This window comes from Bartonella sp. B10 (genome assembly GCF_053794435.1).
Window position 1 is genome coordinate 831,689 of record NZ_CP200030.1, and the last position, 25,704, is coordinate 857,392.

At 35.9% G+C, this 25,704-nt stretch carries 22 protein-coding genes; 14 read left to right on the forward strand and 8 right to left on the reverse strand.

Going from position 1 to position 25,704, the window contains the following annotated elements; genetic code table 11:
* Window positions 1-23: 23 nt before the first annotated feature.
* From mnmE to V3565_RS03450, 5 genes are all read left to right on the forward strand, one after another.
* A complete protein-coding gene (gene mnmE / locus V3565_RS03430) occupies window positions 24-1,331 on the forward strand; it encodes a tRNA uridine-5-carboxymethylaminomethyl(34) synthesis GTPase MnmE (protein WP_455477818.1) in 1,308 nt (435 codons plus the stop codon).
* A 107-nt stretch (window positions 1,332-1,438) separates the two neighbouring features.
* On the forward strand, window positions 1,439-3,301 hold the full coding sequence (mnmG, locus tag V3565_RS03435; protein WP_455477819.1) for a tRNA uridine-5-carboxymethylaminomethyl(34) synthesis enzyme MnmG: 1,863 nt from the start codon (window positions 1,439-1,441) through the stop codon (window positions 3,299-3,301).
* Window positions 3,302-3,306: 5 nt separating this feature from the next.
* The gene (gene rsmG, locus V3565_RS03440) at window positions 3,307-3,954 is read left to right on the forward strand and encodes a 16S rRNA (guanine(527)-N(7))-methyltransferase RsmG (RefSeq protein WP_455477820.1); all 648 of its coding nucleotides are present in this window, start codon (window positions 3,307-3,309) and stop codon (window positions 3,952-3,954) included.
* Between the two features lie 6 nt (window positions 3,955-3,960).
* Window positions 3,961-4,758 (forward strand): ParA family protein, encoded by a 798-nt coding sequence (locus tag V3565_RS03445; RefSeq protein WP_455477821.1) that lies wholly within the window; start codon window positions 3,961-3,963, stop codon window positions 4,756-4,758.
* 49 nt (window positions 4,759-4,807) lie between these two features.
* Entirely contained in the window at window positions 4,808-5,713 is a 906-nt protein-coding gene (locus V3565_RS03450; RefSeq protein WP_455477822.1) for a ParB/RepB/Spo0J family partition protein, read from the forward strand.
* Here the strand turns inward: V3565_RS03450 and V3565_RS03455 are convergent, their stop codons facing one another.
* The 6 genes from V3565_RS03455 to dapF all read right to left on the reverse strand — a co-directional run bounded on the left by V3565_RS03455 (window position 5,714) and on the right by dapF (window position 11,067).
* Window positions 5,714-6,187, reverse strand: a complete 474-nt coding sequence (locus V3565_RS03455; RefSeq protein WP_455477823.1) for a hypothetical protein — start codon at window positions 6,185-6,187, stop codon at window positions 5,714-5,716.
* A 2-nt stretch (window positions 6,188-6,189) separates the two neighbouring features.
* Window positions 6,190-6,951 carry a hydroxyacylglutathione hydrolase gene (gene gloB / locus V3565_RS03460; RefSeq protein WP_455477824.1) on the reverse strand — a complete coding sequence of 254 codons (762 nt, stop codon included), beginning with the start codon at window positions 6,949-6,951 and terminating at the stop codon, window positions 6,190-6,192.
* Between the two features lie 69 nt (window positions 6,952-7,020).
* A complete protein-coding gene (locus V3565_RS03465) occupies window positions 7,021-7,683 on the reverse strand; it encodes a septation protein A (RefSeq protein WP_455477825.1) in 663 nt (220 codons plus the stop codon).
* Window positions 7,680-8,918, reverse strand: coding sequence for a signal recognition particle-docking protein FtsY (gene ftsY / locus V3565_RS03470; RefSeq protein ID WP_455477826.1), 1,239 nt, complete (start codon window positions 8,916-8,918; stop codon window positions 7,680-7,682). The genes V3565_RS03465 and ftsY overlap by 4 nt, the downstream gene beginning before the upstream one ends.
* A 20-nt stretch (window positions 8,919-8,938) precedes the next feature.
* Window positions 8,939-10,216, reverse strand: coding sequence for a tRNA (N(6)-L-threonylcarbamoyladenosine(37)-C(2))-methylthiotransferase MtaB (gene mtaB / locus V3565_RS03475; RefSeq protein ID WP_455477827.1), 1,278 nt, complete (start codon window positions 10,214-10,216; stop codon window positions 8,939-8,941).
* Window positions 10,216-11,067: a diaminopimelate epimerase gene (dapF, locus tag V3565_RS03480; protein ID WP_455477828.1), complete on the reverse strand. Its 852-nt coding sequence runs from the start codon at window positions 11,065-11,067 to the stop codon at window positions 10,216-10,218. Before dapF ends, mtaB begins: the two co-directional genes overlap by 1 nt.
* Window positions 11,068-11,306: 239 nt before the next feature.
* On the opposite strand from dapF, the gene V3565_RS03485 reads away from it, so the two are divergent.
* From V3565_RS03485 to lpdA, 8 genes are all read left to right on the forward strand, one after another.
* Complete coding sequence (locus tag V3565_RS03485) at window positions 11,307-11,840, forward strand: AprI/Inh family metalloprotease inhibitor (protein WP_455477829.1); 534 nt, start codon at window positions 11,307-11,309, stop codon at window positions 11,838-11,840.
* 30 nt (window positions 11,841-11,870) lie between these two features.
* On the forward strand, window positions 11,871-13,055 hold the full coding sequence (zapE, locus tag V3565_RS03490) for a cell division protein ZapE (protein WP_455477830.1): 1,185 nt from the start codon (window positions 11,871-11,873) through the stop codon (window positions 13,053-13,055).
* Window positions 13,056-13,353: 298 nt separating this feature from the next.
* Window positions 13,354-14,316: a malate dehydrogenase gene (gene mdh, locus V3565_RS03495; RefSeq protein ID WP_455477831.1), complete on the forward strand. Its 963-nt coding sequence runs from the start codon at window positions 13,354-13,356 to the stop codon at window positions 14,314-14,316.
* 75 nt (window positions 14,317-14,391) lie between these two features.
* Window positions 14,392-15,588, forward strand: coding sequence for an ADP-forming succinate--CoA ligase subunit beta (gene sucC, locus V3565_RS03500; protein WP_455477832.1), 1,197 nt, complete (start codon window positions 14,392-14,394; stop codon window positions 15,586-15,588).
* A gap of 3 nt (window positions 15,589-15,591) precedes the next feature.
* Window positions 15,592-16,494: a succinate--CoA ligase subunit alpha gene (gene sucD, locus V3565_RS03505; protein WP_455477833.1), complete on the forward strand. Its 903-nt coding sequence runs from the start codon at window positions 15,592-15,594 to the stop codon at window positions 16,492-16,494.
* Between the two features lie 186 nt (window positions 16,495-16,680).
* The gene (locus V3565_RS03510) at window positions 16,681-19,680 is read left to right on the forward strand and encodes a 2-oxoglutarate dehydrogenase E1 component (protein ID WP_455477834.1); all 3,000 of its coding nucleotides are present in this window, start codon (window positions 16,681-16,683) and stop codon (window positions 19,678-19,680) included.
* 32 nt (window positions 19,681-19,712) lie between these two features.
* A complete protein-coding gene (gene odhB / locus V3565_RS03515; protein WP_455477835.1) occupies window positions 19,713-20,921 on the forward strand; it encodes a 2-oxoglutarate dehydrogenase complex dihydrolipoyllysine-residue succinyltransferase in 1,209 nt (402 codons plus the stop codon).
* A 32-nt stretch (window positions 20,922-20,953) separates the two neighbouring features.
* Complete coding sequence (gene lpdA / locus V3565_RS03520) at window positions 20,954-22,360, forward strand: dihydrolipoyl dehydrogenase (protein ID WP_455477836.1); 1,407 nt, start codon at window positions 20,954-20,956, stop codon at window positions 22,358-22,360.
* 152 nt (window positions 22,361-22,512) lie between these two features.
* On the opposite strand, the gene V3565_RS03525 is transcribed toward lpdA, so the two are convergent.
* A complete protein-coding gene (locus V3565_RS03525; RefSeq protein ID WP_455477837.1) occupies window positions 22,513-23,751 on the reverse strand; it encodes a saccharopine dehydrogenase C-terminal domain-containing protein in 1,239 nt (412 codons plus the stop codon).
* A 59-nt stretch (window positions 23,752-23,810) separates the two neighbouring features.
* Window positions 23,811-24,908 (reverse strand): carboxynorspermidine decarboxylase, encoded by a 1,098-nt coding sequence (locus V3565_RS03530; protein WP_455477838.1) that lies wholly within the window; start codon window positions 24,906-24,908, stop codon window positions 23,811-23,813.
* 170 nt (window positions 24,909-25,078) lie between these two features.
* Between V3565_RS03530 and V3565_RS03535 the strand changes: the two genes are divergently transcribed.
* Window positions 25,079-25,588, forward strand: coding sequence for a BA14K family protein (locus V3565_RS03535; protein ID WP_455477839.1), 510 nt, complete (start codon window positions 25,079-25,081; stop codon window positions 25,586-25,588).
* Window positions 25,589-25,704 lie beyond the last annotated feature (116 nt).

Consider the following 25,704-nt stretch of genomic DNA (forward strand, 5'->3'; position numbering starts at 1 on the left):
AAATTTTTGTTAGGATTAATCCTGTGGATACAATCTTTGCTATTTCAAGTGGATTGTTGCCTTCAGGGGTTGCAGTTATACGGCTTTCTGGTCCTCATGTTGTGCATATTGTCAAATCGCTTTGTGGTTGTTTACCTAAAGCGCGGTTTATGCATTATGGAAATCTTACTGCCTGTGATGGTAGCTTTCTAGATTCTGCTTTAACTGTTTTTTTTCCTGCTCCACATAGTTTTACAGGAGAGGATTGTGCGGAATTTCATCTGCATGGAGGTAAAGCAGTTGTTAATCGTTTTCTTGATGAATTATCTACATTTAAAGGATGTCGTATTGCAGAAGCTGGTGAATTTTCGCGTCGTGCTTTTATTGAAGGAAAATTAGATCTTGTTCAAGCAGAAGGTCTTGCCGATTTAATAGAAGCTGAAACAGAAAGCCAGAGACGTTTGGCTGTTATGGGTGCGAATGGTCATTTAACAAAGCTTTATCGCGATTGGAGACATACACTTATAAAGTCACGTTCTTTTATTGAAGCAGAACTTGATTTTTCTGATGAATCTGACATTCCTGATTCAGTATCTGATAAAGTTTGGAAAGAATTAGAAGAACTCCGTCATTCTATTCAAAAACATATTTCTGAAGGAGAGCGTGCAAATATCTTACGTGATGGGTTGAAAATTGTTATTGCTGGTGCTCCAAACTCTGGAAAATCAAGCATTATGAATCGGTTAGCTGGAAGACCTGTTGCTATTGTAACAGAAGAAGAAGGAACAACTCGTGATTCTTTAGAAATTAAGATGATTCTTAGTGGATTACCAATTTTTTTAACAGATACTGCTGGTTTTAGGAAAACAGAAAATAAAATAGAACAATTAGGAATAGAAGTAGCAAAACAGCATATTATAGATGCCGATTTGGTTATTTTGGTTTATGATATGAAGGATCCAAAAAATATTAATTTACCAGAGACATCAGCTGAAATATGGCATGTTGGTAATAAGCTTGATATTCATGAAGTAAATAAAACCAAATATTTTATACAGTTTTCTGCATTAACTGGTTTAAATTTTGAAAATTTTGTTAAGGAGCTTGAAACATTTTGTTTTCGTCGTATTTCTGAAATTGGTAATCTTGTCCCAGCACGTAAAAGGCAACTTCAGTTATTGAAAGAAGCTGTTAAAGAGATTGAGTGTTCCATAAACTATAGTTATCTTGATCTAAGTTTACGTGCAGAATATCTTCGTCGTGCTAGTGATTTTCTTGGTAAAATTACAGGAGATATAGATGTTGAGGATTTGCTTGATGTTATTTTTTCAGAATTTTGTATTGGCAAGTAATGATTCACGTGAAACATTTATTATTTCATAGACATCTTAATAAGATCATGTATTTTAAGCATCTTGTTTTATGTAAAATTAAAAAACTATTTTATATAGTGGATTAAATGCAATTATATGATGTTATTATTGTTGGAGGTGGTCATGCCGGCTGTGAAGCTGCTTCAGCTTCAGCGCGTTCAGGAGCACGGACAGCACTTATTACACATAAAATATCAGCACTTGGCACAATGTCATGCAATCCTTCTATTGGTGGGCTTGGAAAAGGGCATTTGGTTCGTGAAATAGATGCTTTAGGTGGCCTTATGGGACAAGCAGCAGATGCTGCTGGAATTCAATTTCGTCTTCTTAATCGACGTAAAGGACCAGCAGTAAGAGGACCACGTACACAAGCTGATCGGCAATTATATAAAGATGCAATTCAAAAACTTTTGCAAGAACAGGATAATCTCTTTCTAATTGAAGATGAAGTTATTGATTTAATTGTTAAAAATAATATTATCTCGGGAATTATATTAAAAAAACGTGGAGATGTTTTTTCTGGTGCTGTTGTTTTGACAACAGGTACGTTTTTAAATGGTCTCATTCATATTGGTGATAAACAGTGGAGTGCTGGACGTATGGGAGATCAATCAAGTGTACAACTTGCTGAACGTTTAAAAAAATATGGTATCAATCTTGGTCGATTGAAAACAGGAACTCCTGCTCGTCTTAGTAAAAAAACGATTCATTGGGATATTCTTCCCAAACAGGAGGCTGATAAAGAACCTGTTCCATTTTCTTTCTTAACAGAAAAAATACAACAGCCTCAAATTGAATGTGCAATAACACGTACAAATGCACAGACACATAAAATTATCCGTGAGAATATTCATAGATCTGCTTTATATTCTGGAATTATTGAAGGATTAGGGCCACGTTATTGTCCTTCTATTGAAGATAAAATTGTTAAATTTGGTGAACGTGATGGACATCAGATTTTCTTAGAGCCAGAAGGATTAAATGATGATACTATTTACCCAAATGGCCTTTCTACTTCTCTTCCTGAAGATGTACAAGTTTCTTTATTAAAAACCATTGAAGGACTGGAAAATGTAAAAATTTTGCAACCTGGTTATGCTATTGAGTATGATTTTGTTAATCCAAAACAGCTAACTAAAACTCTAGAATTAAGATCTTTACCAGGGTTATTTTTAGCAGGACAAATTAATGGGACAACAGGATATGAGGAAGCTGCAGCACAAGGCCTTTTAGCTGGGTTAAATGCTGCACGTAAAGTTGGAAAATTAGATGAGGTTATTATAAGTCGTTCTACTTCTTATATTGGTGTTATGGTTGATGATTTAGTTTCACGTGGGGTTTATGAACCTTATAGGATGTTTACATCACGTGCTGAATTTCGTTTATCTCTTCGATCTGATAATGCTGATACTCGTTTAACGCCTTTAGCACATAAATTGGGTATTATTAATAATGTTCGTTGGGATTATTATCAGCAAAAACAGCAACGTCTTGATAAAGCTCGATCAATGTGTCAGGGACTTTTTCTAACTCCTAATGAAGCATCTGCTTATGGGTTACAAGTAAGTCATGATGGAATTCGGCGTTCAGCTTACGATTTTCTTTCTTATCCTCATATGAATATAGAACGTCTCTCAAATTTTTGGCCACAATTACGGTCAATTGATTCTAAAACAGTTGAATCTTTAGAGATTGAGGCACAGTATGCAGTTTATTTAGAAAAACAGGCACAAGATATCGCTGCTCTTCAAAGGGAGGAGCGACTAGAAATTCCTTCTTCTCTTGATATTCAATCAATTTCTGGTCTTTCAAATGAGTTGAAAATAAAAATGAAAGAAATATCACCACGTTCAATTGCTGATGCACAAAAAATTGATGGTATGACACCGGCAGCGTTGTCGCTCATTATTACTTATATTCAACGTCAACGACGTGAAAAGGCTAAATAAATTTAATGTGTGTCTCCATAGAACAAAAATACCAGTCACTCTTAAATATAATTCCTTCTGTTTCACGTGAAACTATGGATGATCTAGTACAGTTTGAATCTTTAATTATTCAATGGAATAAACATATAAATCTAGTATCTTCTAAGACAATACCAATCCTATGGACACGACATATTTTAGATTCAGCACAAATTTATCCTTTGCATAGTAATATTTTAAATTGGTGTGATCTTGGATCAGGAGGAGGGTTTCCCGCAATTGTTATAGCTATTTTTCTTAAAGAAAAAAAAAGCGGGCATATTGATTTAGTTGAAAGTAATGGAAAGAAAATATCTTTTTTACGAACAGTCATTTCTCAACTTAATCTTCCAGCAACGGTTCATCATTGTAGAATTGAGGATGTATATCAAAAAATAACTACTCCAGATGTTATAACAGCACGAGGACTAGCATCGTTAGATACTCTTTTACAGTTGATTTTTCCTTTGTTGACACAAAAAACAATAGCTCTTTTACAAAAAGGTATGGATTACGATACAGAAATAACGAATGCCTCTGCCAATTGGCGCTTTAATCTGCTAAAACATAAAAGTAAAACTGATGAAAATTCTGTAATTTTAGAAATTTCTCATGTCCTGTCACGTAGAGGATAAAGCAAAATGAGCGAAAAACGGATTATCGCTATTGCAAACCAAAAGGGTGGAGTTGGTAAAACAACTACAGCAATTAATCTTGCAACAGCTTTAGCAGCTATTGGTGAAAATGTTCTCATTGTGGATGTTGATCCACAAGGTAATGCTAGTACAGGATTAGGAATTGATCGTAATAACCGTCCTTTATCATCTTATGATGTTTTAGTTTCTGGAATTTCAGTTGCAACAGCAGCTTTAAAAACAGCTGTTCCTAACCTCTATATCGTACCTTCTACACTTGATCTTTTAGGTGTAGAAATGGAAATTGCTTCATCACAGGATCGTATTCAACGGTTGCGTAAAGCTTTTTGTGATGATCCAAAAATGGATAAAAGATTCAGCTATATTTTAATTGATTGTCCTCCATCACTTAACCTTTTAACTCTCAACGCTATGGGAGCTGCAGATTCTGTTTTGGTACCTATGCAATGTGAATTTTTAGCGCTTGAAGGTTTAAGTCAATTACTTGAAACAGTAAATCATGTAAGATCTATTCTTAATCCATCTTTGGAAATTCAGGGCATCGTCCTAACAATGTATGATGGACGTAATAATCTTTCAAATCAAGTTGTAGAAGATGTACGTTCTTTTATGGGAGATAAGGTTTATCGTACCGTTATCCCTAGAAATGTGCGCGTATCTGAAGCCCCTTCTTTCGGAAAACCAGTATTGCTTTATGATCTTAAATGCGCTGGTAGCCAAGCTTATTTACGTTTGGCATCGGAAATTATTCAACGTGAAAAACAAGCACGAGCTGCTGCTTAAAAAATGTAAGAGAAAATATTTTTGTAAAAAAAAATCGAAGAGAAAAATTATGAATGATGATCAATCAAAAAAAAGGTTGGGGCGTGGATTGGCAGCATTGATTGGAGATATCAATTTAAACAACAATCTTGTAAATTCACTAAATACTGATAAATTAGAAAAATTTAGTGCAGTACCTCTTGTTTCTGAGAAACTCATCTCTATTAACTCTATTTTGTGCAATCCACACAATCCACGACGCCATTTTACTGATTCAGAATTGGATAATTTAGCTCAATCAATTCGTCAGCATGGTGTTGTGCAACCCGTTATAGTAAGACCATCACGTAGTCATCTTAATAAATTTGAGTTAATTGCTGGTGAACGGCGATTTCGTGCTGCACAACGGGCTAATTTGAGCCAATTACCAGTTATTATTAGGGATGTAGATGATAAAACAGCTTTGGAACTGGCAATTATTGAAAATGTTCAACGTGCAGATCTTAATCCTATTGAAGAAGGGCTGGGATATGAAATTTTGTTGAATGAGCATGGATACACTCAAGCAGATTTAGCACAAGTTATTGGAAAAAGCCGAAGTTATGTTGCAAATACACTTCGTTTACTAAAACTTCCAAAAAAAGTGCAGCAATTTTTAATTGATGGTCATATTTCAGCTGGTCATGCACGTTGTCTGATCACTATAGATAATCCACAAGACTTGGCTGAAAGAATTATTCGTGAGGGGCTTTCTGTACGTCAAACAGAAATACTTGCATATGAGCAAGCAAATCCAAAAGTTAAAAAACAAACTTCCATCGAGAAAAATGAAGAAACAAAATCTTTAGAAAAATTACTTACAGATGTAATTGGAATGAAGGTCATTATTAGGCATGGCAAAAAAGGCGGTGATTTGAAAATACACTATTCATCACTAGAGCAATTAGATGATATTTGTCGACGTTTAAAAAATTAATTAATGGCTTAAAATAGCACTGATTCTATCAATATGTTTTTTACCGAACATCAAATTACTTAGGGAGACGATATTTTTTTTGTAAGAAAAAGCCTTGTTGTATTTAAGGTATGTTACTGCAGCTAGTGTTTCTTGAAGTGTAATAAAACCAATAACAAAATCTCTAGGTGTTAGATTATTTTTTATTAAAATACTTCTTAATTGTTGAAAACTAGAAACAGAAATAATCATTTTTTCAATGATATTATCATATCTTGTGTCTTGTACTTCTAGTTCTAAAAATAAACCTACCATTTCTTTTTTAATTTTTTCCATTTTTGACAGAAAATTTTCTGTTAAAGGGTAAGATCTAACAGTTTTTTTATGTATAACAGATGATAAGACAAAGTTATTATCTGCTTTTTTTGCTATCGCTATGTGAAAATGTGTTATAAAAGGAAAAATGAAAAGCACACATAATACAGATTTAAACATAGTTAAAAATTATCCTTTCTTTTCCTGATTTCAGCAAAAACTTCTTCATCTGTTTCTTTTTCCATCGAAAGATTTTTTCGCAAAATGCTGTTATCCCAGCGGAGAAAAGGATTAGTAGCTTTTTCCTGTCCTAAAGATACAGGTAAAGTCATAGAATTTTTTGCACGTAACAAAAAAACATCTTCTACTCTTTGATGAAGTTTTTGATTGTTTGGATCAATAGTCAATGCGAAAAGAGCATTATTTTTTGTGTATTCATGACCGCAATAAAGAAGTGTTTCATCGGGAAGATTACGAAGCTTTTTTAAAGAGTTTAGCATTTGTGCTGGGGTTCCTTCAAAGAGACGTCCACAGCCAAGTGAAAAAAGTGTATCTCCAGCGAAGAGCAAATTTGCTTGAGGAAAATAGTAAGATAGCGCTCCAAGTGTATGACCAGGTGTCGAAAGAGCTAAAAGAGTATATGTGCCAAAGAAAAAACTTTCGTCAGGTTTAAGTGTTTTATCTAGATGATTAATTTTTTCTTTTTCTGTTTCTGGCCCAATAATTGTGGCTTTATAAGCTTGTTTTAACTCCATTAATGCTTCTACATGATCATGGTGATGGTGAGTGACAAAAACAGTTTGAAGTGTCCAATTACGACGATTTAGAGCACTATGAATAGCTTTACTTTCAGGTGCATCAATTGCAGCTGTGTAACCGCTTTTTTCATCATGAATGAGCACACCAAAATTGTCTTCTCGACAGATAAATTGCTCAACTAACACATAATTTTCTCCATGAATAATTTCAGCAACATATCAATAAAACAATCATCAGTGATAAATATGTTCTATTTAAGAATCAGATTTTTCTTCTTTCGTTAAAATATTTTTTGAATGTTTAATGATAATAGGTATTTGTAAAAACATGAATATAATTGTTATAGGCATTACACCAAATACTTTAAAGCTTGTCCAAAAATTATCGCTAAAATTACGCCAAACTACTTCATTTAAAAAGGCAAGAAAAATAAAAAATAACGCCCAGCGATAGGTAAGTTTTTGCCATCCTAAATCATCAAGTATAAAAGTAGAGTCAAATACATAACGCAAAAGTGGTTTTTTAAAAAATAAACCAATAAAAAGGATAAAAGAAAATAAGATATTAATAATTGTTGGTTTCATTTTGATAAAAGTATCATTGTTAAACCAAAGAGTTAAAAAGCCAAAAACCAGCACAAATATACCTGATATTAGAGGCATTATAGGAATTTTTCGTGAAATAATCCAAGACAAGCTTAAAGCAATAATAATAGCTACCATAAAAATAGCTGTTGCAGGAAAAATAGGTTTATTAAAGTTTTTAAAAATTTCAATATTATTGATTAGCCATTCACCTTTGTAATTAGCAAGAAAAAATACGACTAATGGCCCCATTTCTAAGAAAAATTTAAATTTTGATGAAGGAGGTGATTTTTGGTTATTGTATGAGGTTGGTTTAGATAAATTTTGTTTCATGAGTATCTTCCTGCAATGGTTGTAGCAAAATCTGAGGCAGAAAAAGGTTGCAGATCTTCAATATTTTCTCCTATACCGATAAAATAAACGGGTAATTTATATTTTTCTGCTATAGCAACAAGAATTCCTCCCCGCGCAGTACCATCGAGCTTTGTCATAACTAGACCATTAACACCGGTAATTTTTTTGAAAATATCTACTTGATTCATTGCGTTTTGTCCTGTAGTTGCGTCAAGTGTTTGAAGTATTGTATGTGGTGCCTGGGGGTTATGTTTTTTCAAAATACGAATGATCTTTGCTAGTTCGTCCATTAGCTCAGTTTTATTTTGTAAGCGCCCTGCTGTATCAATAATTAATACGTCACTATTTTCTTTTTTAGCTTTTTCGTAAGCATCAAACGCCAAACTAGCAGCATCTGCACCTAGTTTGGTTGAGATAACAGGAGATCCAGTACGTTCTCCCCAAATATGCAATTGCTCGATAGCTGCAGCACGAAAAGTATCACCAGCGGCTAGCATAACTTTTAGTCCTCCAACAGTTAGCTTTGCCGCAAGTTTTCCAATAGTTGTTGTTTTTCCAGTACCATTCACACCTACTAGCAAAATAACATGAGGTTTGTGATTAAGATCAAGTTCTAATGGAATTGCAACAGGTTCAAGAACTTTTTTTATTTCATTAGCTATGATTGTGTGAATATCATCTATAGATAAATTTTTGCTATAACGACTGGAAGATAATGTTTCGATGATGCGCATAGCTGCTTCTATACCAAGATCAGCTTGAATAAGGATATCTTCTAGTTTTTGCAATGTATCTTCATTAAATTTTTCTTTAACAAAGAGATCACTGATAGATTCGCTTAAACGCTGTGAAGAAAGAGTTAATCCCTTTTTAAGGCGCTTAAACCAAGCTGTTTTTTTCTGTTCAACAGAGGCAATAGGAGAAAGTTCCTCATTTTTTTTTTCACAAATTGTATTAGTGATAATTACTTTACCAGAATGTAAGCTAAGGGATTGAGTTTTTTCACTATCGTTTTTAGGTTTATGTGTTACATTTTGTATTTCTATTTGCTCTTTTTTTTCAATTTTTATAGAATGTAAATTATTTTGAATAATTTCATTTTCGCTGTTACTTGTTATTACCATGTCAGTTTTGTGATGGGTGGTGGCTTTTTGAATTTCTTGCTTTTTGGGTTTGTTAAAAGAAAGCATTTTTTTAATAAATGTTTTTTTCATAAGGGCTTTCCTGCTACGGGTTATATTAAACTCAATGGGATAGCAATCAATTTATCGCCATCATGATTGATGATAAGAGCTTGGACGATTGTTCCAGCTTTGACACCTTTAATTTGTGCAAGAGTATAATCTTCTGTTCGTCCAATTTCATCTTTTTCAACGAGAATTGTTTGCTGGGTGTTTTGTAAGCGAGAAAGATGCTCTTGATAAGCTTTTTCACCTACTTTGCGTAATCTCTTTGCACGAATTTTGACTAATCTGCGGTTAATTTGTGGCATACGTGCAGCAGGCGTCCCTTCTCTTGGGCTAAAGGGAAAAACATGAAGATGTGTTAAATTACAGTCATTGACTAAAGCAAGACTATTTTGGAACATTTCTTCTGTTTCAGTAGGAAAACCAGCAATTAAGTCGGCACCATAAACCATTTCAGGGCGTTTTGCACGCAAATTCTGGCAAAATTGGATTGCATGTTCACGCAGATGCCGTCGTTTCATCCGTTTTAGAATCATATTATCGCCTGCTTGCAAGGATAAATGCAAATGTGGCATTATTCTTTTTTCATAAGCCAAAAGATTTATGAGTTCTGGATCGGCTTCGATAGAATCAATTGATGAAAGGCGTAATCTAGGCAAATCGGGAATATGATGTAAAATAGAAGAGGTTAATTTCCCTAAGGTAGTTTTTCCGGGTAAATCGTGACCATAGCTTGTGAGATCAACACCTGTTAAGACAACCTCTTGGATTCCTTTGCTTATTAATTGCTTAATTTGTTCAATGACAGCACCCATGGGAACTGAACGTGATGGTCCACGTCCATAGGGAATAATACAGAATGTGCAGCGATGATCGCATCCATTTTGTACCTGTACGAAGGCACGTGTACGCTCTTCCATTGCACCAACCATATGTGGAGCAATTTTTTGTACTTCCATGATGTTATTAATGCGTAATTTTTCATCATGATTGATACCAAAATCAGGAAATTGGCGATAAGAATGAGCATGTAGTTTTTCTTCATTCCCTAAAACAAGATCTACCTCTGTCATCATAGCAAAATTTTTTGCTTCTGTTTGTGCAGCACATCCTGTAACAATAATGCGGGCATGGGGATTTTTGCGTTTTGCTTTTCTAATAGCCTGTTTTGCTTGCCGAACAGCTTCAGCGGTGACAGCACAGGTATTAAATATGATAGAATCATTTTTGAGTTGATCCAATCCAGAAGCAGCACTTTCTTTACGTATGATTTCCGATTCATAACTATTGAGCCGACAACCAAATGTTACAATTTCTACTGCCATCAAAAGTGATCCTTTTTGTATCTTCCTGTTAAAGGGTCTAAAAAACCACTGAATTCATATTGGATTGGTCCTGTCATGACAATACTGTTGTTTTTTTTATAAAAAATATTAAGTGTTCCCCCTGGTAAATTTACATCTATGTTTCGTTCTGTTAATTTTCGTCGGTAAGCAGCTACTGCACTGGCACAAGCAGCACTGCCGCATGCTTTTGTTAATCCAACTCCTCTCTCCCATGTTCGTAAGTCTAGGCTTGTCCGAGATGTTACACAGGCAATAGATATGTTGCATCGTTCTGGAAAAAGAGGATCATGTTCAAGTTTTGGCCCATATTTTTCCAATGGAATGTGTTGGATACTATCATCAACAAAAAAAATAGCGTGGAGATTACCAATGGATACAAGACACGCATCTTTTAAGGGGCCAGCTGTAATTTCTACATGATTTGTATCAATTATTTCACGTGAAACAGGCATAGCTTTTGCATCGAAATGTGGGTGACCCATGTTAACGGAGATCAAGCCGTTGGTCTGGCGTTTACCTTCAATAATTCCAGCGGGCGTTTCTAATCGAAAGATTTTACCTAGATTGTTATCTATAAGCCATGCAATTACACAGCGGGTACCGTTACCACACGCTTTTGCTGTTGAACCATCCGCATTCCATATTTCGATTTTGAAATCAGCATTGTTTTTAGTTGGTGGGTAAATAGCCATAAATTGATCAAAATGTGTTTGGGCATTTTTTGCTAAAGCAAGAATTGCGTGTGGTGTAATGGCATGTGTGCTTTTACGCATATCTGCAACAATGATTTTATTACCAAGACCGTTCATTTTACTGAATGGTATTATCATGAAGTTTCTCTATTTTGGTAATGACTAATAAAGATATATTATTGAAAATTATACAAAATTCTAGTGTTTTATTAATTAAAGTTGACAAAAAATATTATTGTTCGAAATAAGTAATTTTTGTTCTATTTTAAAATTGTTAATTTATCTTTGTCAAATGCCGTGTATAAGCGCTTGTTTATTACTTTAAAAGTGAGCTTATTAAAAATGGGTTATTTTTTGTTGTAGGAAAGAGTATCAGTATGACATTTTCAAAAAAATCATTTATCGTTTCAATATTTGCAATAATTACTTTAGGTGGTTGTACAACATCGCGGTTTAGAAATAATGATAGAGGCAATACATCAGAAATTTTTTACCCTATTCAGCAAATGTTAGTTCCTGAAATAACCTCTCGTTCACAAGAATCAAAAATAACAGATAGCTCCGTGTATGAAAAAAGAGATTCTCGCATTAGTAAGGAAATGGTTAATCTTGAACTGCCCAATGGAGCTGTTGATTTATTTCCTGCTAGTGTTTCTGGAGTATGGAATCTTTCTGTAGGGGATAAAGTTTGTCGAATTGCAACACCACAAACAAAATTCGGTCAAGGGTATCGTGCTAGTCCTTTGAATTGTACAGGAATTGTTTCTCGAGTTAAATCATGGGCAGTTAAAGAAAAAAAATTATATTTCTATGATCAGTCTGGGCGTGCTGTTATTGCTCTTTATTCTTCCAATGTTGATCATTTTAAGGGGCGTACATTTGATGATCATCCAGTTATTTTAACCCGCTAGATTGTTTTAGCTGTTTACAAAAAGAAATATATGCATAAATCTGTAAAGAGTACTTTAGTTTCGGCGTGCTATGGGGAACTTGTATCCAAGGGAGAGCTCGATTTTGATCCAGCTCAATTATCTTTAGCTAAGCATTTTGATTATCTATTACAAAATATTTCAACACAGAGAGTCACCCGATTTTGGGAATTTTGGCATTTTTTTACGAAAAAAAAACAAGCTTATATCCGTGTTTCAAATCAGGATGTTGCTGCTGATTCTTTTCGGGGATTGTATATATATGGTGAAGTAGGACGAGGTAAAACCATGCTAATGGATTTATTTTTTTCTTGTTTACCACAAACTAGCAAAAGACGCGCTCATTTTAATGATTTTATGGCTGATTTGCATGAACGAATCAATGTTTATCGTCAAACATCAAAGCGTGGAAAAGTTGTACACAGTGATCCTATTTTAGCAGTTGCGAAAGATCTTGCGCAAGAAGCACAAATTCTTTGTTTTGATGAATTTAGTGTTACAGATATTGCTGATGCTATGGTGCTTGGGCGTCTTATTTCTACTTTATTTGATCAAGGGGTTTTTTTTGTTGCTACTTCAAATGTTGCCCCTGATAACCTTTATTATAATGGTTTGAATAGAGATCTCTTTTTGCCTTTTATTCAAGTTTTGAAAGCAAATGTTCGTGTTATCAATCTTGATGCAAAAACAGATTATCGTCTTGAGAAATCAAATCCGCAACATATGTATATGACCCCATTAGGGCTAGAAGCAAGTGAACGTATGGATCATGCATGGGCACTAGTGCTTCAAGGGCATAAAGAAAAGTCTGATGAGCTTTTTATAAAAGGACGTGTTGTCCATATTCCACGTTCTGGATCTGGTTGTGCTCGCTTTGATTATAAAGATTTATGTGCAAAGCCTCTAGCAGCAGCTGAATACTTAGCATTAGGGGAGAATTATCATACAATTTTTGTCGATAATGTACCAGTTATGGATGATATGTGTCGTAATGAAACAAAACGATTTATTTTATTAATTGATGTTCTTTATGAACGTCATATGAGATTATTTATGTCAGCAGCGGCAAGACTTGATGATCTTTACCAAGGATATGCAAAAATGACGGAAACATTTGAATTTAAGAGAACACAATCACGTCTTTTTGAGATGCAGAGTCAAGATTACTTACATATTTGGAAAAAACGGTTTTCTTGAAGAAGAAAAAGTTATTATTGCTGTATTTTTATGAAATATTATAAAAACGACAATTTTTTGAATTTTAATATAGCGTAATAATTTTATTGTATTTTTTTGAGATTCATTTTATCGGTATGCTATGGCAAGTTTCTAATGACAATTTTCGAGGAGTTTTTTCTCTGATTATGGAAAGAGTTTGATGAATTTTATGCCTTCCTCACTTTGTTGTTAAAAATAAAGCTAAAGTCAAAAGAAATATTAAGTATACTAGCGCTGATGATTGTGCGCTGAATTGTATAATGTTAGGAAAAAAGGGATGTCACGAAAAAAAATAGCTCTCGTTGGTTCGGGTATGATTGGTGGTACTTTAGCACATATGATCGGGTTAAAAGAACTTGGTGATGTTGTTTTGTTTGATATCGTTGAAGGAATACCACAGGGTAAAGCTCTTGATATCGCTGAATCTTCATCAGTTGATGGTTTTGATATCAGTTTAAAAGGTGTCAATACTTATGAAGCAATTGAGGGTGCTGATGTTGTTATTGTAACGGCAGGAGTTGCACGAAAACCTGGTATGAGTCGTGATGATCTTTTAGGAATTAACTTAAAGGTGATGGAGCAAGTTGGCGCAGGGATTAAAAAATATGCGTCTTCGGCATTCGTTATTTGTATTACGAATCCTCTTGATGCAATGGTATGGGCCTTGCAAAAATTTTCAGGTCTTCCAACACAAAAAGTAGTTGGTATGGCTGGAGTTCTTGATTCAGCACGTTTTCGTTATTTTTTGTCCGAGGAATTGAAGGTTTCTGTCAAAGATGTAACAGCCTTTGTTTTAGGTGGACACGGCGATTCAATGGTACCTTTGGTTCGTTATTCAACAGTTTCTGGTATCTCTTTGCCTGATCTTGTAAAAATGGGGTGGATAACACAGGAAAAGATAGATCAAATCATCCAGAGGACTCGTGATGGTGGTGCAGAAATTGTCAGTTTATTAAAAACAAGTTCTGCTTTTTATGCTCCAGCAGCTTCTGCTGTCTCTATGGCTGAAGCTTATTTGAAAGATACTAAGCGTGTTGTTCCTGTTGCGGCTTATCTTTCGGGTGAGTATGGGGTTAAGGATATGTACGTTGGTGTTCCCGTTATTATTGGTGCAGATGGTGTCGAAAGGGTAATAGAGATCGATCTTAGCCAAGAGGAAAAAAGTTGTTTTGAACAGTCAGTGAATGCAGTGAAGAAGCTTTGTGAAGCTTGTGTTGCTATTGCACCTAATCTTAAATAAGTTGAGACAGAATATTAAAGATATTATAAAGATTCGATGATTGATTAGTGATCTGTAAAAGAAAAGGATAAATGAATGAATATCCATGAATATCAGGCCAAACGTCTGCTTCATGAGTATGGTGCGCCAATTGCAAATGGTGTTGCTGTTTATTCTGTAGAGCAAGCTGAAAAATGGGCGACAAAATTGCCTGGTCCGCTCTATGTTGTTAAAAGTCAAATTCACGCTGGTGGTCGTGGTAAAGGGAAGTTTAAAGAACTTTCTCCTGATTCAAAAGGTGGTGTTCGGCTTGCAAAATCAGTTGAAGAAGTTGTTTCTTATGTACAAGAAATGCTTGGTAAAACTTTGGTAACCAAACAAACAGGTCCTGAAGGTAAGCAGGTTAATCGTATTTATATTGAGGATGGTGCCGAAATTGAGAGAGAGCTTTATCTTTCACTTTTGGTTGATCGTACAGTTGGTAAAGTTTCTTTTATTGTTTCAACTGAAGGTGGAATGGATATTGAATCAGTCGCTGAAGAGACGCCAGACAAGATCTTAACTTTATCAATTGATTCTACACAAGGCGTTACTCCTACTGATTGTATAAAGCTTTGTGATGCGTTGGAATTGCATGATAGGGCGCGGGAAGACGGTGAAAAACTTTTTCCAATCCTCTACAAGGTTTTTTGTGAAAAAGATATGAGTCTTCTTGAGATAAATCCACTTATTGTAATGAAAGATGGCCATTTACGTGTTCTTGATGCAAAAGTTTCTTTTGATAATAATGCTTTGTTCCGTCATCCAGACATTTTAAAATTACGTGATACTTCAGAAGAAGATCCAAAAGAGATTGAAGCGTCAAGGCATGATCTTGCCTATGTTGCTCTTGAAGGTACTATTGGTTGCATGGTAAATGGTGCAGGTCTTGCTATGGCAACTATGGATATTATTAAGCTTTATGGAGCAGAGCCGGCAAATTTTCTTGATGTTGGTGGTGGTGCATCAAAAGAGAAGGTGACTGCTGCTTTTAAAATTATCACTGCTGATCCAAATGTTAAAGGCATTTTGGTTAATATTTTTGGTGGTATTATGCGTTGTGATATCATTGCTGAGGGGGTTGTTGCTGCTGTTAAGGAAGTTGGTTTGAAAGTTCCTTTGGTTGTTCGTCTTGAAGGTACTAATGTTGAGCAAGGTAAAGCAATTATCGGCGAAAGTGGTTTGAATGTTATTCCTGCTGATGATTTAGATGATGCTGCTCAGAAAATCATTTCCGCAGTGAAAGGAGCTTAGTCCATGTCGATTCTTATTAATCAGGATACAAAAGTTTTAGTTCAAGGGCTTACTGGAAAAACTGGGACTTTTCATACAGAACAGGCATTGGCTTATCATAATACAAAAATGGTTGGTGGCATAAATCCTAAAAAAGGAGGTGAAGTATGGAAAGGGTCAAAAGGGGAAACACTTCCTATTTTTGCTAGTGTTGCTGAAGGTAAAGAAAAGACGGGGGCTGATGCCTCTGTTATTTATGTTCCTCCTGCGGGTGCGGCCGAAGCTATAATTGAAGCTATTGATGCTGAGATCGGTTTAATTGTCTGTATTACAGAAGGCATACCGGTTATGGATATGGTTAAGGTTAAGGTTAAATTAGAGCAATCGAAGTCTCGTCTAATTGGTCCTAATTGTCCTGGTATTCTTACTCCTCATGAGTGTAAAATTGGTATCATGCCTGGTTCTATTTTTAGAAAAGGATCTGTGGGGGTTGTTTCACGGTCAGGAACTTTAACTTATGAAGCTGTATTTCAGACGAGTCAAGAGGGTCTTGGGCAAACGACCGCTATTGGTATTGGTGGTGATCCAGTTAAGGGTACCGAATTTATTGATGTATTGGAGATGTTTTTGGCTGATGATAAAACCGAGTCTATAGTTATGATTGGAGAGATTGGTGGTTCTGCTGAAGAAGAGGCAGCACAGTTTTTAAAGGATGAAGCAAAAAAAGGTCATAAAAAGCCAGTAGCTGGTTTTATTGCTGGTCGTACAGCTCCTCCGGGACGTACGATGGGTCATGCTGGTGCTGTTATCTCTGGTGGTAAAGGTGGAGCAGAAGATAAGATTGCAGCAATGGAATCAGCGGGTATACGTGTTTCTCCTTCACCATCGCAAATAGGTAAGACCTTGATGTCGATTTTGAAGGGATGAGGGGATAAAAGAAGGTTTTATCTGGATAAAAATGAGTTTTTATTCAGGTGAAATGTTAAATATGAGAGAGTGAGAGCTTTTTTGCGATTTTTTGACCTTTATTTGTCTTGCAAATATTTGTTTCGTAAGCACTTAAATGTCGGGAAAATATGTTAAGGAGACGGAATAAATATTCCGGAGAAATATATGGCGAAGCAAGACGAGATAAATAGTCTTTTTGCACAAACGTCGTTTCTATATGGTGGAAATGCAGATTACATAGATCAACTTTATGCCGAGTATGAGAAAAATCCTACTAGTGTAAATTCACAGTGGCGCGCTTTTTTTGAAACTCTTCAAGATAACAAAGAAGATGTTCTTAAAAATGCTAAAGGGGCAACTTGGCAACATGATCATTGGCCATTAAAGGCAAATGGAGAATTGGTTTCTGCTATAGATAGCAATTGGTCTGTTCTGGAAAAACATATTGGTGATAAATTAAAGGAAAAAACAGTAGTTGATGCTACGCAAAAAGGAAAAATTGCTGGAGCGCAAGATGTTATTCAAGCAACACGTGATTCTGTTCATGCGCTCATGATGATTCGAGCTTTCCGAGCACGCGGGCATCTTCGTGCGCAACTTGATCCTCTTCAATTAGCTGAAAATCTAGAAGATTATAAGGAATTATCTCCGGAAGCTTATGGATTTACACCTGCTGATTATGAACGTCCAATTTTCATTGATAATGTTTTAGGCTTGGAATATGCAACTATTCCGCAGATGCTTGAGATTCTTAATCGTACCTATTGTTCAACAATTGGTATAGAATATATGCATATCTCTGATCCTACTCAAAAAGAATGGCTTCAAGAACGTATTGAAGGATCAGATAGACGCCTTTTTTTTGCGAAAAAAGATAAGCAAGCTATCCTTAATAAGCTTATTGAAGCGGAGGGCTTTGAACAATTTTTAGATGTAAAATATAAAGGAACAAAGCGTTTTGGTCTTGATGGCGGTGAAGCTCTTATTCCTGCTCTCGAACAGATTATTAGATGTGGTAGTGCTTTTGGTGTGCAAGAAATTGTTTTAGGAATGGCACATCGTGGTCGTTTGAATGTTCTTTCACAGGTTCTTGCTAAACAACACAGGGCTATTTTTCATGAATTCCAAGGGGGATCTTATAAACCTGATGATGTAGAGGGATCAGGTGATGTGAAATATCATTTGGGAACTTCAGCGGATCTTGAGTTTGATGGTAAAACGGTTCATTTGTCTCTTGTTCCCAATCCATCCCACCTTGAGATTGTTGATCCAGTTGTGATCGGAAAAACGCGTGCAAAACAGGATCAACTTGTAGGTCCTGCGCGTACTGATGTTATTCCATTAAGTGAGCGCTCAAAGGTTTTACCATTGCTTATTCATGGTGATGCTGCTTTTGCAGGTCAAGGTGTTATTCAGGAAACATTTGGTCTTTCAGGTCTAAAAGGTTACCGCGTTGCGGGTTCTATTCATGTCATTATCAATAATCAGATTGGATTTACAACTGATCCGCGCTTTTCACGCTCTTCTCCTTATCCATCTGACGTAGCAAAAATGATTGATGCACCAATTTTTCATGTAAATGGTGATGATCCTGAAGCTGTTGTTTTTGTTGCAAAAATAGCAACAGAATTTCGTCAAATTTTTCATAAACCAGTAGTGATCGATATGTTTTGTTATCGGCGTTATGGACACAATGAAGGTGATGAACCATCTTTTACACAACCTCTAATGTATAAGGCAATCCGTAGCCATAAAACAACACTTCAACTTTACAGTGATCAGTTGGTAGCAGAAGGGGTAACTACTGTAGAAGAAATTGAACAGCAAAAAAAACAGTGGCGTGATAAACTTGAATTTGAATTTAAAGCAAGTACTTCTTATAAACCTGATAAGGCTGATTGGCTTGATGGGAGTTGGACAGGTCTTAAAGCTTCTAGTAACGTTGATGAGCAACATTGTAAAACGACGGGTGTTGAGTTACAGACTTTAAAGGAAATTGGTCAGAAACTTGTCGAGATACCATCGAATTTTCATGTTCACAAAACAATTCAGCGCTTTTTAAGCAACCGTGCTAAGATTTTTGAAACTGGTGAAGGGGTTGATTGGGCAACTGCGGAGGCTTTAGCTTTTGGTTCTCTTTGCTTGGAGGGAGTTCCAGTTCGTCTTTCTGGTGAAGATGTTGAACGTGGAACTTTTTCGCAACGTCATTCAGTTCTTTATGATCAAGAAAATGAGTCACGTTATATTCCTTTAAATAATTTGCGAAAGGGGCAGGCGATTTACGAGGTTGTTAATTCCATGCTTTCTGAGGAAGCAGTTCTTGGTTTTGAGTATGGATATTCATTTGCTGAGCCTTGTAGTTTAACGCTTTGGGAAGCACAATTTGGTGATTTTTCCAATGGTGCTCAGGTTATTTTTGATCAATTTATTTCATCTGCAGAGCGTAAGTGGCTTCGTATGTCTGGTCTGGTGTGTTTATTGCCTCATGGTTTTGAAGGTCAAGGTCCAGAGCATTCTTCGGCGCGTTTAGAACGTTATCTGCAATTGTGTGCTGAGGATAATATGCAGGTTGCTAATTGTACAACCCCTGCAAATTATTTCCACATTTTGCGTAGACAAATTAAACGCGATTTTCGAAAGCCACTGATTTTGATGACACCAAAATCGCTTTTGCGTCATAGGCGAGCTGTTTCTTTATTAAGTGAAATGGGACCAGAAACTGGTTTTCTCCGTGTATTGCTTGATGATGCAGAATATATCAAAAATTCTGTTATTAAATTGCAGAAAGATAATAAGATTCGTCGTGTCGTTCTTTGTACAGGTAAGGTTTATTACGACCTTTATGAAGAACGTGAAAAAAGAGGGATTGATGATATTTATTTGTTGCGTGTTGAGCAGCTTTATCCTTTTCCTGCAAAAATTTTGGTTAATATATTATCACGCTTTTTACAGGCTGAAGTTGTTTGGTGCCAAGAAGAGCCAAAAAATATGGGGGCTTGGTCGTTTATTGAGCCTTATTTAGAATGGGTTTTGACCCATATTAATGCGCAATATTCGCGTGCACGTTATGCAGGACGTCCTGCGAGTGCATCACCGGCTACCGGATTGATGGTGAAACATCTTGAACAACTTGCCGCGTTTCTTGAAGACGCGTTAGGTTTTTAATTTATTACTACTCTGACGTATGGAAAAATATTATGACTACTGAAATTCGTGTTCCTACTTTGGGCGAATCGGTTACTGAAGCGACAATTGGTAAGTGGTTTAAAAAACTTGGTGAAGTTGTGGCTATGGATGAACCATTGGTTGAATTAGAAACTGATAAAGTAACGGTTGAGGTTCCTTCACCTGCAGCGGGAAAGTTATCCGAAATCATTGCTAAGGAAGGCAATACAGTTGAAGTGAATGCTCTCCTAGGAACAATTGAAGCTGGAGCTGTTGGTGTTTCTCAATCGTTTTCGCCTTCTATTTCTGCTATACCTGTTTCAGAGGTAACAAATCAATCTTCTGCAAGTAGTACGATGCCTCCTTCACCTTCAGCAGCAAAATTGATGGCTGAAAATGATATCTTGAAGAATGATATTTCAGGTTCTGGAAAGCGCGGACAGATTCTTAAAGAGGATGTTCTTAATGTGTTAGATCAAGGCACAAAGGTTTCTTCTTCTGTTTCTCCTACATCTACTCTTCTTGCGGCGCCTGTTCATGAAATACGTGAAGAGCGGGTTCGTATGACGAAGTTACGTCAAACAATTGCCCGCCGTCTTAAAGACGCCCAGAATATAGCAGCAATGTTAACTACATTTAATGAAGTTGATATGTCTGCCGTGATGGATTTGCGTAAACGTTATAAAGATCTTTTTGAAAAGAAACATAGTGTTAAGCTTGGCTTTATGGGCTTTTTTACTAAAGCTGTTTGCCATGCATTAAAAGAACTTCCTGCTGTTAATGCAGAAATTGATGGAACAGATATTGTTTACAAAAACTATGTTAATGCTGGAATTGCTGTTGGAACTGACAAGGGGCTTGTCGTTCCAGTGGTGCGTAATGCAGATCAAATGTCACTCGCAGAGATTGAAAAGGAAATTAGCCGTTTAGGACGTCTTGCTCGTGATGGAAAATTGTCGGTTTCTGATATGCAGGGTGGAACTTTCACCATTACCAATGGGGGTGTTTATGGGTCGTTAATGTCGACGCCAATTTTAAATGCACCACAGTCTGGTATTTTAGGAATGCACGCAATTAAAGAACGGGCAATAGTTGTTGAAGGCCAAATTGTTATCCGCCCCATGATGTACTTAGCGCTTTCTTATGATCATCGTATTGTAGATGGGCAAGAAGCTGTGACTTTCCTTGTGCGTGTTAAGGAAAGCTTAGAAGATCCAGAACGTCTTGTTCTTGGCTTGTAAAAGTACAATTTTCAGGATGAAAGGAAAAATGGATGTCTTATGATGTGGTTGTGATCGGGGCAGGTCCAGGTGGATATGTAGCGGCAATTAAAGCAGCACAATTAGGGCTTAAGACGGCAATTATTGAAAAGCGGACAACATTGGGTGGTACATGTCTTAATATTGGTTGTATCCCTTCTAAAGCGTTGTTGCATGCTTCTGAATTGTTTGCTGAAACACAGCATGGTTTTGAAACTCTTGGGATTTCCATTTCAAAATCTAAGCTCAATCTTGAGCAAATGATGGCGCATAAGAAAGCTGTTGTTACAGCGAATACAAGTGGTGTTTCATTTTTAATGAAAAAAAATAAAGTGGACACTTTTTTTGGTACAGCCAGAATTTTAGGAGCAGGTCAAATTGAAGTCGTTGCCAGAGATGGTAGTCAACAAACAATTACAACAAAGAATATAGTTATTGCTACAGGTTCAGATAGTTCTGGTATTCCAAATGTGAATGTTACATTTGATGAAAAAGTTATTGTATCTTCTACAGGAGCTCTTGCGCTTGAAAAAGTGCCAGCGCGTATGATTGTTGTTGGTGCTGGTGTTATTGGCTCAGAGCTTGGTTCAGTTTGGAGTCGTCTAGGTGCTAAAGTTACAATTATTGAATATCTTGATAAAATTTTAGGATCAATGGATGGTGAAATTTCACGACAATTCCAGAAGTTAATGGAAAAACAAGGAATTGAATATAAAGTTGGTACGAAGGTAACAGCTGTTTCTCAAACAGATTCAACTGCTCAGGTGACGTTTGAAACCATTAAAGGTGGTATATCTGAAACTTTAGAAGCTGATGTTGTTTTAATTGCTACTGGGCGTTATCCGTATACAGAAGGTCTTGGTTTAGCAGAAGCTGGGATTCAGTTAGATGATCGTGGTTTTATTGCAATCGATACAAATTGGCAAACTAATATTTCTGGAATTTATGCGATCGGTGATGTCGTTAAAGGACCAATGTTAGCGCATAAAGCTGAGGAAGAAGGCGTTGCAGTAGCTGAAATATTGGCTGGTCAAAAAGGACATGTTAATTTTGAAACTATTCCTAGTGTTGTTTACACACAGCCAGAAATTGCTAGTGTAGGTAAAACAGAAGAAGAGCTTAGAAATGCTGGAATTGATTATAATGTTGGCAAGTTCCCTTTCATGGCTAATGGTCGTGCACGAGCAATGCAAAAGAGCGATGGATTTGTTAAAATTCTAGCCGATAAAAAGACAGATAGGGTTTTGGGTGGCCATATTCTTGGGTTTGGTGCTGGTGAAATGATTCATGAAATTGCAGTTTTGATGGAATTTGGTGGTTCATCGGAAGATCTTGGACGTTGTTGCCATGCACATCCTACTTTATCAGAAGCAGTACGAGAAGCAGCTTTAGCGACATTTGCCAAACCACTTCATATTTAGGTATACTTTTAAAGATAGCTTCGTAATATTTTTTGAGAAGTGCAAAAGGTTTATTTTATTTTTACGATTTTGTAGATTGCATATCTCAGTAAAACCGCTTCTTTTTTAGGGGCAGTTTTACTGTGTCTTTTATAGGTGTATACAAGATAGACTCAGAATTGTAATCTTTTCTCTTCTTGTTGTTCTCTTATACAGGTTGAAAGCCCCATACGATCAAGATATTCTAGGAATGGATGGGGTGGTAATTCTTCTACATTAACCATGGTTTTAACATCCCATTTTTCAGTAGCAATAAGCATAGCAGCGGCTGCTGCTGGTACACCAGCTGTATATGAAATACCTTGCGCACCAGTTTCATTAAAAGCTTGTTTATGATCAGCTATGTTGTAGATAAAAATTTCCCGTTGTTTTCCGTCTTTTTTGCCTTTAATAAGATCACCAATACAGGTTTTTCCTGTATAATTTGGTGCTAAAGACGCTGGATCCGGTAAGACAGATTTGACGACTTTCAAAGGTACAACTTCTTGACCTTCTGCTGTTTTAATCGGTTGTTCAGATAATAGTCCAAGATTTTTTAAAACGGTAAAAACTGTTATGTAACGTTCGCTAAATCCCATCCAAAAGCGAATATTTTGAACATCAAGATTTTTAGATAACGAATGAATCTCATCATGTCCTGTCATATATGCTTTTTGTTTTCCAACAATAGGCAAATCCCATTCATGGCTGATTTCAAACATTTGATTAGAAATCCATTTTTTATTTTGCCATGACCATACTTGTCCTGTAAATTCTCGAAAATTAATTTCTGGATCAAAATTGGTGGCAAACCAACGTCCATGATTTCCTGCATTAATATCAATGATATCAATATCAGTTATCGTATCGAAATAATTATCACGTGCTAATGCTGCATAAGCATTAACAACACCGGGATCAAAACCTGCTCCTAAAATAACAGTTATACCGGCTTTTTCACATTCTTGACGTCGAGGCCATTCATAATTTCCATACCAAGGAGGTGTTTCACAAATTTTTAAAGGATCTTCATGAATTGCTGTATCAATATAAGCACATTTAGTTTCAATGCAGGCTGAAAGAATAGACATATTCAGAAAAGCAGAGCCAACATTGATAACGATTTCACATTTAGTTTTCTGGATAAGCTGTATTGTTTCTAAAACATCCATTGCATTAAGGGTGTGGCTTTTAATGATACCATTTACTTTCATTGCACCTTTGTCTTTTATGGATGCCAGAATTGCGTCGCATTTTTTTTGTGTTCGTGAAGCGATATGAATATCACCGAGAATATCGTTGTTTTGGGCGCATTTATGCGCAACAACTTGTGCAACACCCCCAGCACCAATAATGAGAACGTTTTTCTTCATTTTAAGGTTATCTCCTTATTAATATTGTCGCATGATGGTTTTATTGTATAACATTTTGATTATGAAAGGCTTGTTTTATAATCATTGTAGTTAAATTGACGCTGAATCGTTAAGGATCCATCATGTTCCTTGATAACAATTGCGGGCATTGTAACGCCATTAAACCAGTTTTTCTTGACCATTGTATAACCTGCTGCATCTTGAAAAGACAGTCTATCCCCTATTTGAAGTGGTTCAGCAAATCGGAATGTTCCAAAAATATCACCAGCAAGACAGGATTTTCCACAAACCATAATTTCATGGGGTCCTTGATTCGGTTCTAATTTGGCATTTTCGCGATAAATTAAAAGATCAAGCATATGAGCTTCGATTGAGCTATCAACGATAGCAATGTTTTTTTCGTTATATAATGTATCAAGAACGCTTACTTCCAGTGTGGTGCTTTTGGTAATTGCGGCTTCTCCTGGTTCTAGAAAAACTGTAACATTGTGGGTTTTAGAAAAATGTTTTAAGCGTTCTGCGAACGCTACCAGAGGATAATTTTCAGCGGTAAAATGAATGCCACCGCCAAGGCTAATCCAGTCAACTGCAGCGAAAAGTTCTGCAAATTTTTCTTCAATGTGACCAAGCATTTGATTAAAAAGATTAAAATCAGTGTTTTCGCAATTATTGTGGATCATCAAGCCGTTGATTAAGGGTAAAACTTCTTTAACAGTATTTTTATCAATTTCACCTAAGCGACTAAAAGGGCGTGAGGGATTGGCAAGATCAAAATTTGATGCGCTAATCCCTGGATTCAGCCTTAAACCCCGTTGAATGGTTTTTGTAGCGTTAGCAAAACGTTTAAGCTGTTGAATTGAATTAAAGATAATTTTGTCTGCATAGCTACAGGCTTCATCAATTTCATTATCTGCCCAAGCCACTGAATAAGCGTGAGTTTCTTTACCAAATTTTTCTTTTCCTAAACGCAGTTCATAAAGAGATGATGATGTAGTTCCATCCATATATTCAGACATAAAATCAAAGAGGCTCCATGTTGCAAAGCATTTTAAAGCTAGCAAAATTTTTGCTCCTGATATTTCCCGTAAGTCAGCGATAATTTCCATATTTTTTATAAGCTGAGATTTATCGATAAGATAATAGGGAGTCCTAATCATTATTTATCCATTTTCTGCTAAAGGATCTTATTGTTCACACTAACGTTTAGTACATGTAGTTACAGAATGTCTCAAGAAAAAAGAATTTTATAAAGTAGAATCTGTTTACCTTTAGCAATGAAAGGCTTTCTGTAACTTAATTTTGGTTCAGTTATTGTGAGATTTGTTTTATGCTTGTAATAAAGAATTTGTCTTATGCTTTGCTTCTTGTGTCCATTGGAAGTTTTTTAGCTATAATAGCTAATAGCATAAAAGGCGCTGATTCGGCGCAAAAAGGTAATATTGAGGAAAAATGGATTTCTTCATCTTCTCCTCAAGAGGGTTTGCATTCTTTAAGGGTGACGGGGCGTAGAGAGCTTAATGGTTTCAAAGGCTATCGTAATTATCGGCGTGGTTATCGCAAATATATTGATAATTGGTGGTATCCTGAAACAGCATTTTCTGCATCTGAGCATTTAAACGCAAAACCTGTTTTGTTAAAAGAAAGATCAGCTTCAAAAAGTGCCCTTTTTGTTTCTTCTTTAGAGGAAAGAAAGCTATGGATGTCTAAGCAACATATTGATTCTTGTACAGCTCGTTATCGTTCTTACGATCAAAACGATAATAGTTATCAGCCTTTTCATGGGCCTCGTAGACAGTGCTTTTCTCATATTTTTAAAAAACCAAATATACAAAGATAAAAGAGCTTTTAGGCATTTTGTATTTTTGTACGATTTTTCTTATGAAAGATTTGTTTTATAATAATTTTCAATGTGTTAAATTCTAATATTGATTGTAAAATGTGAAATAAGAGATA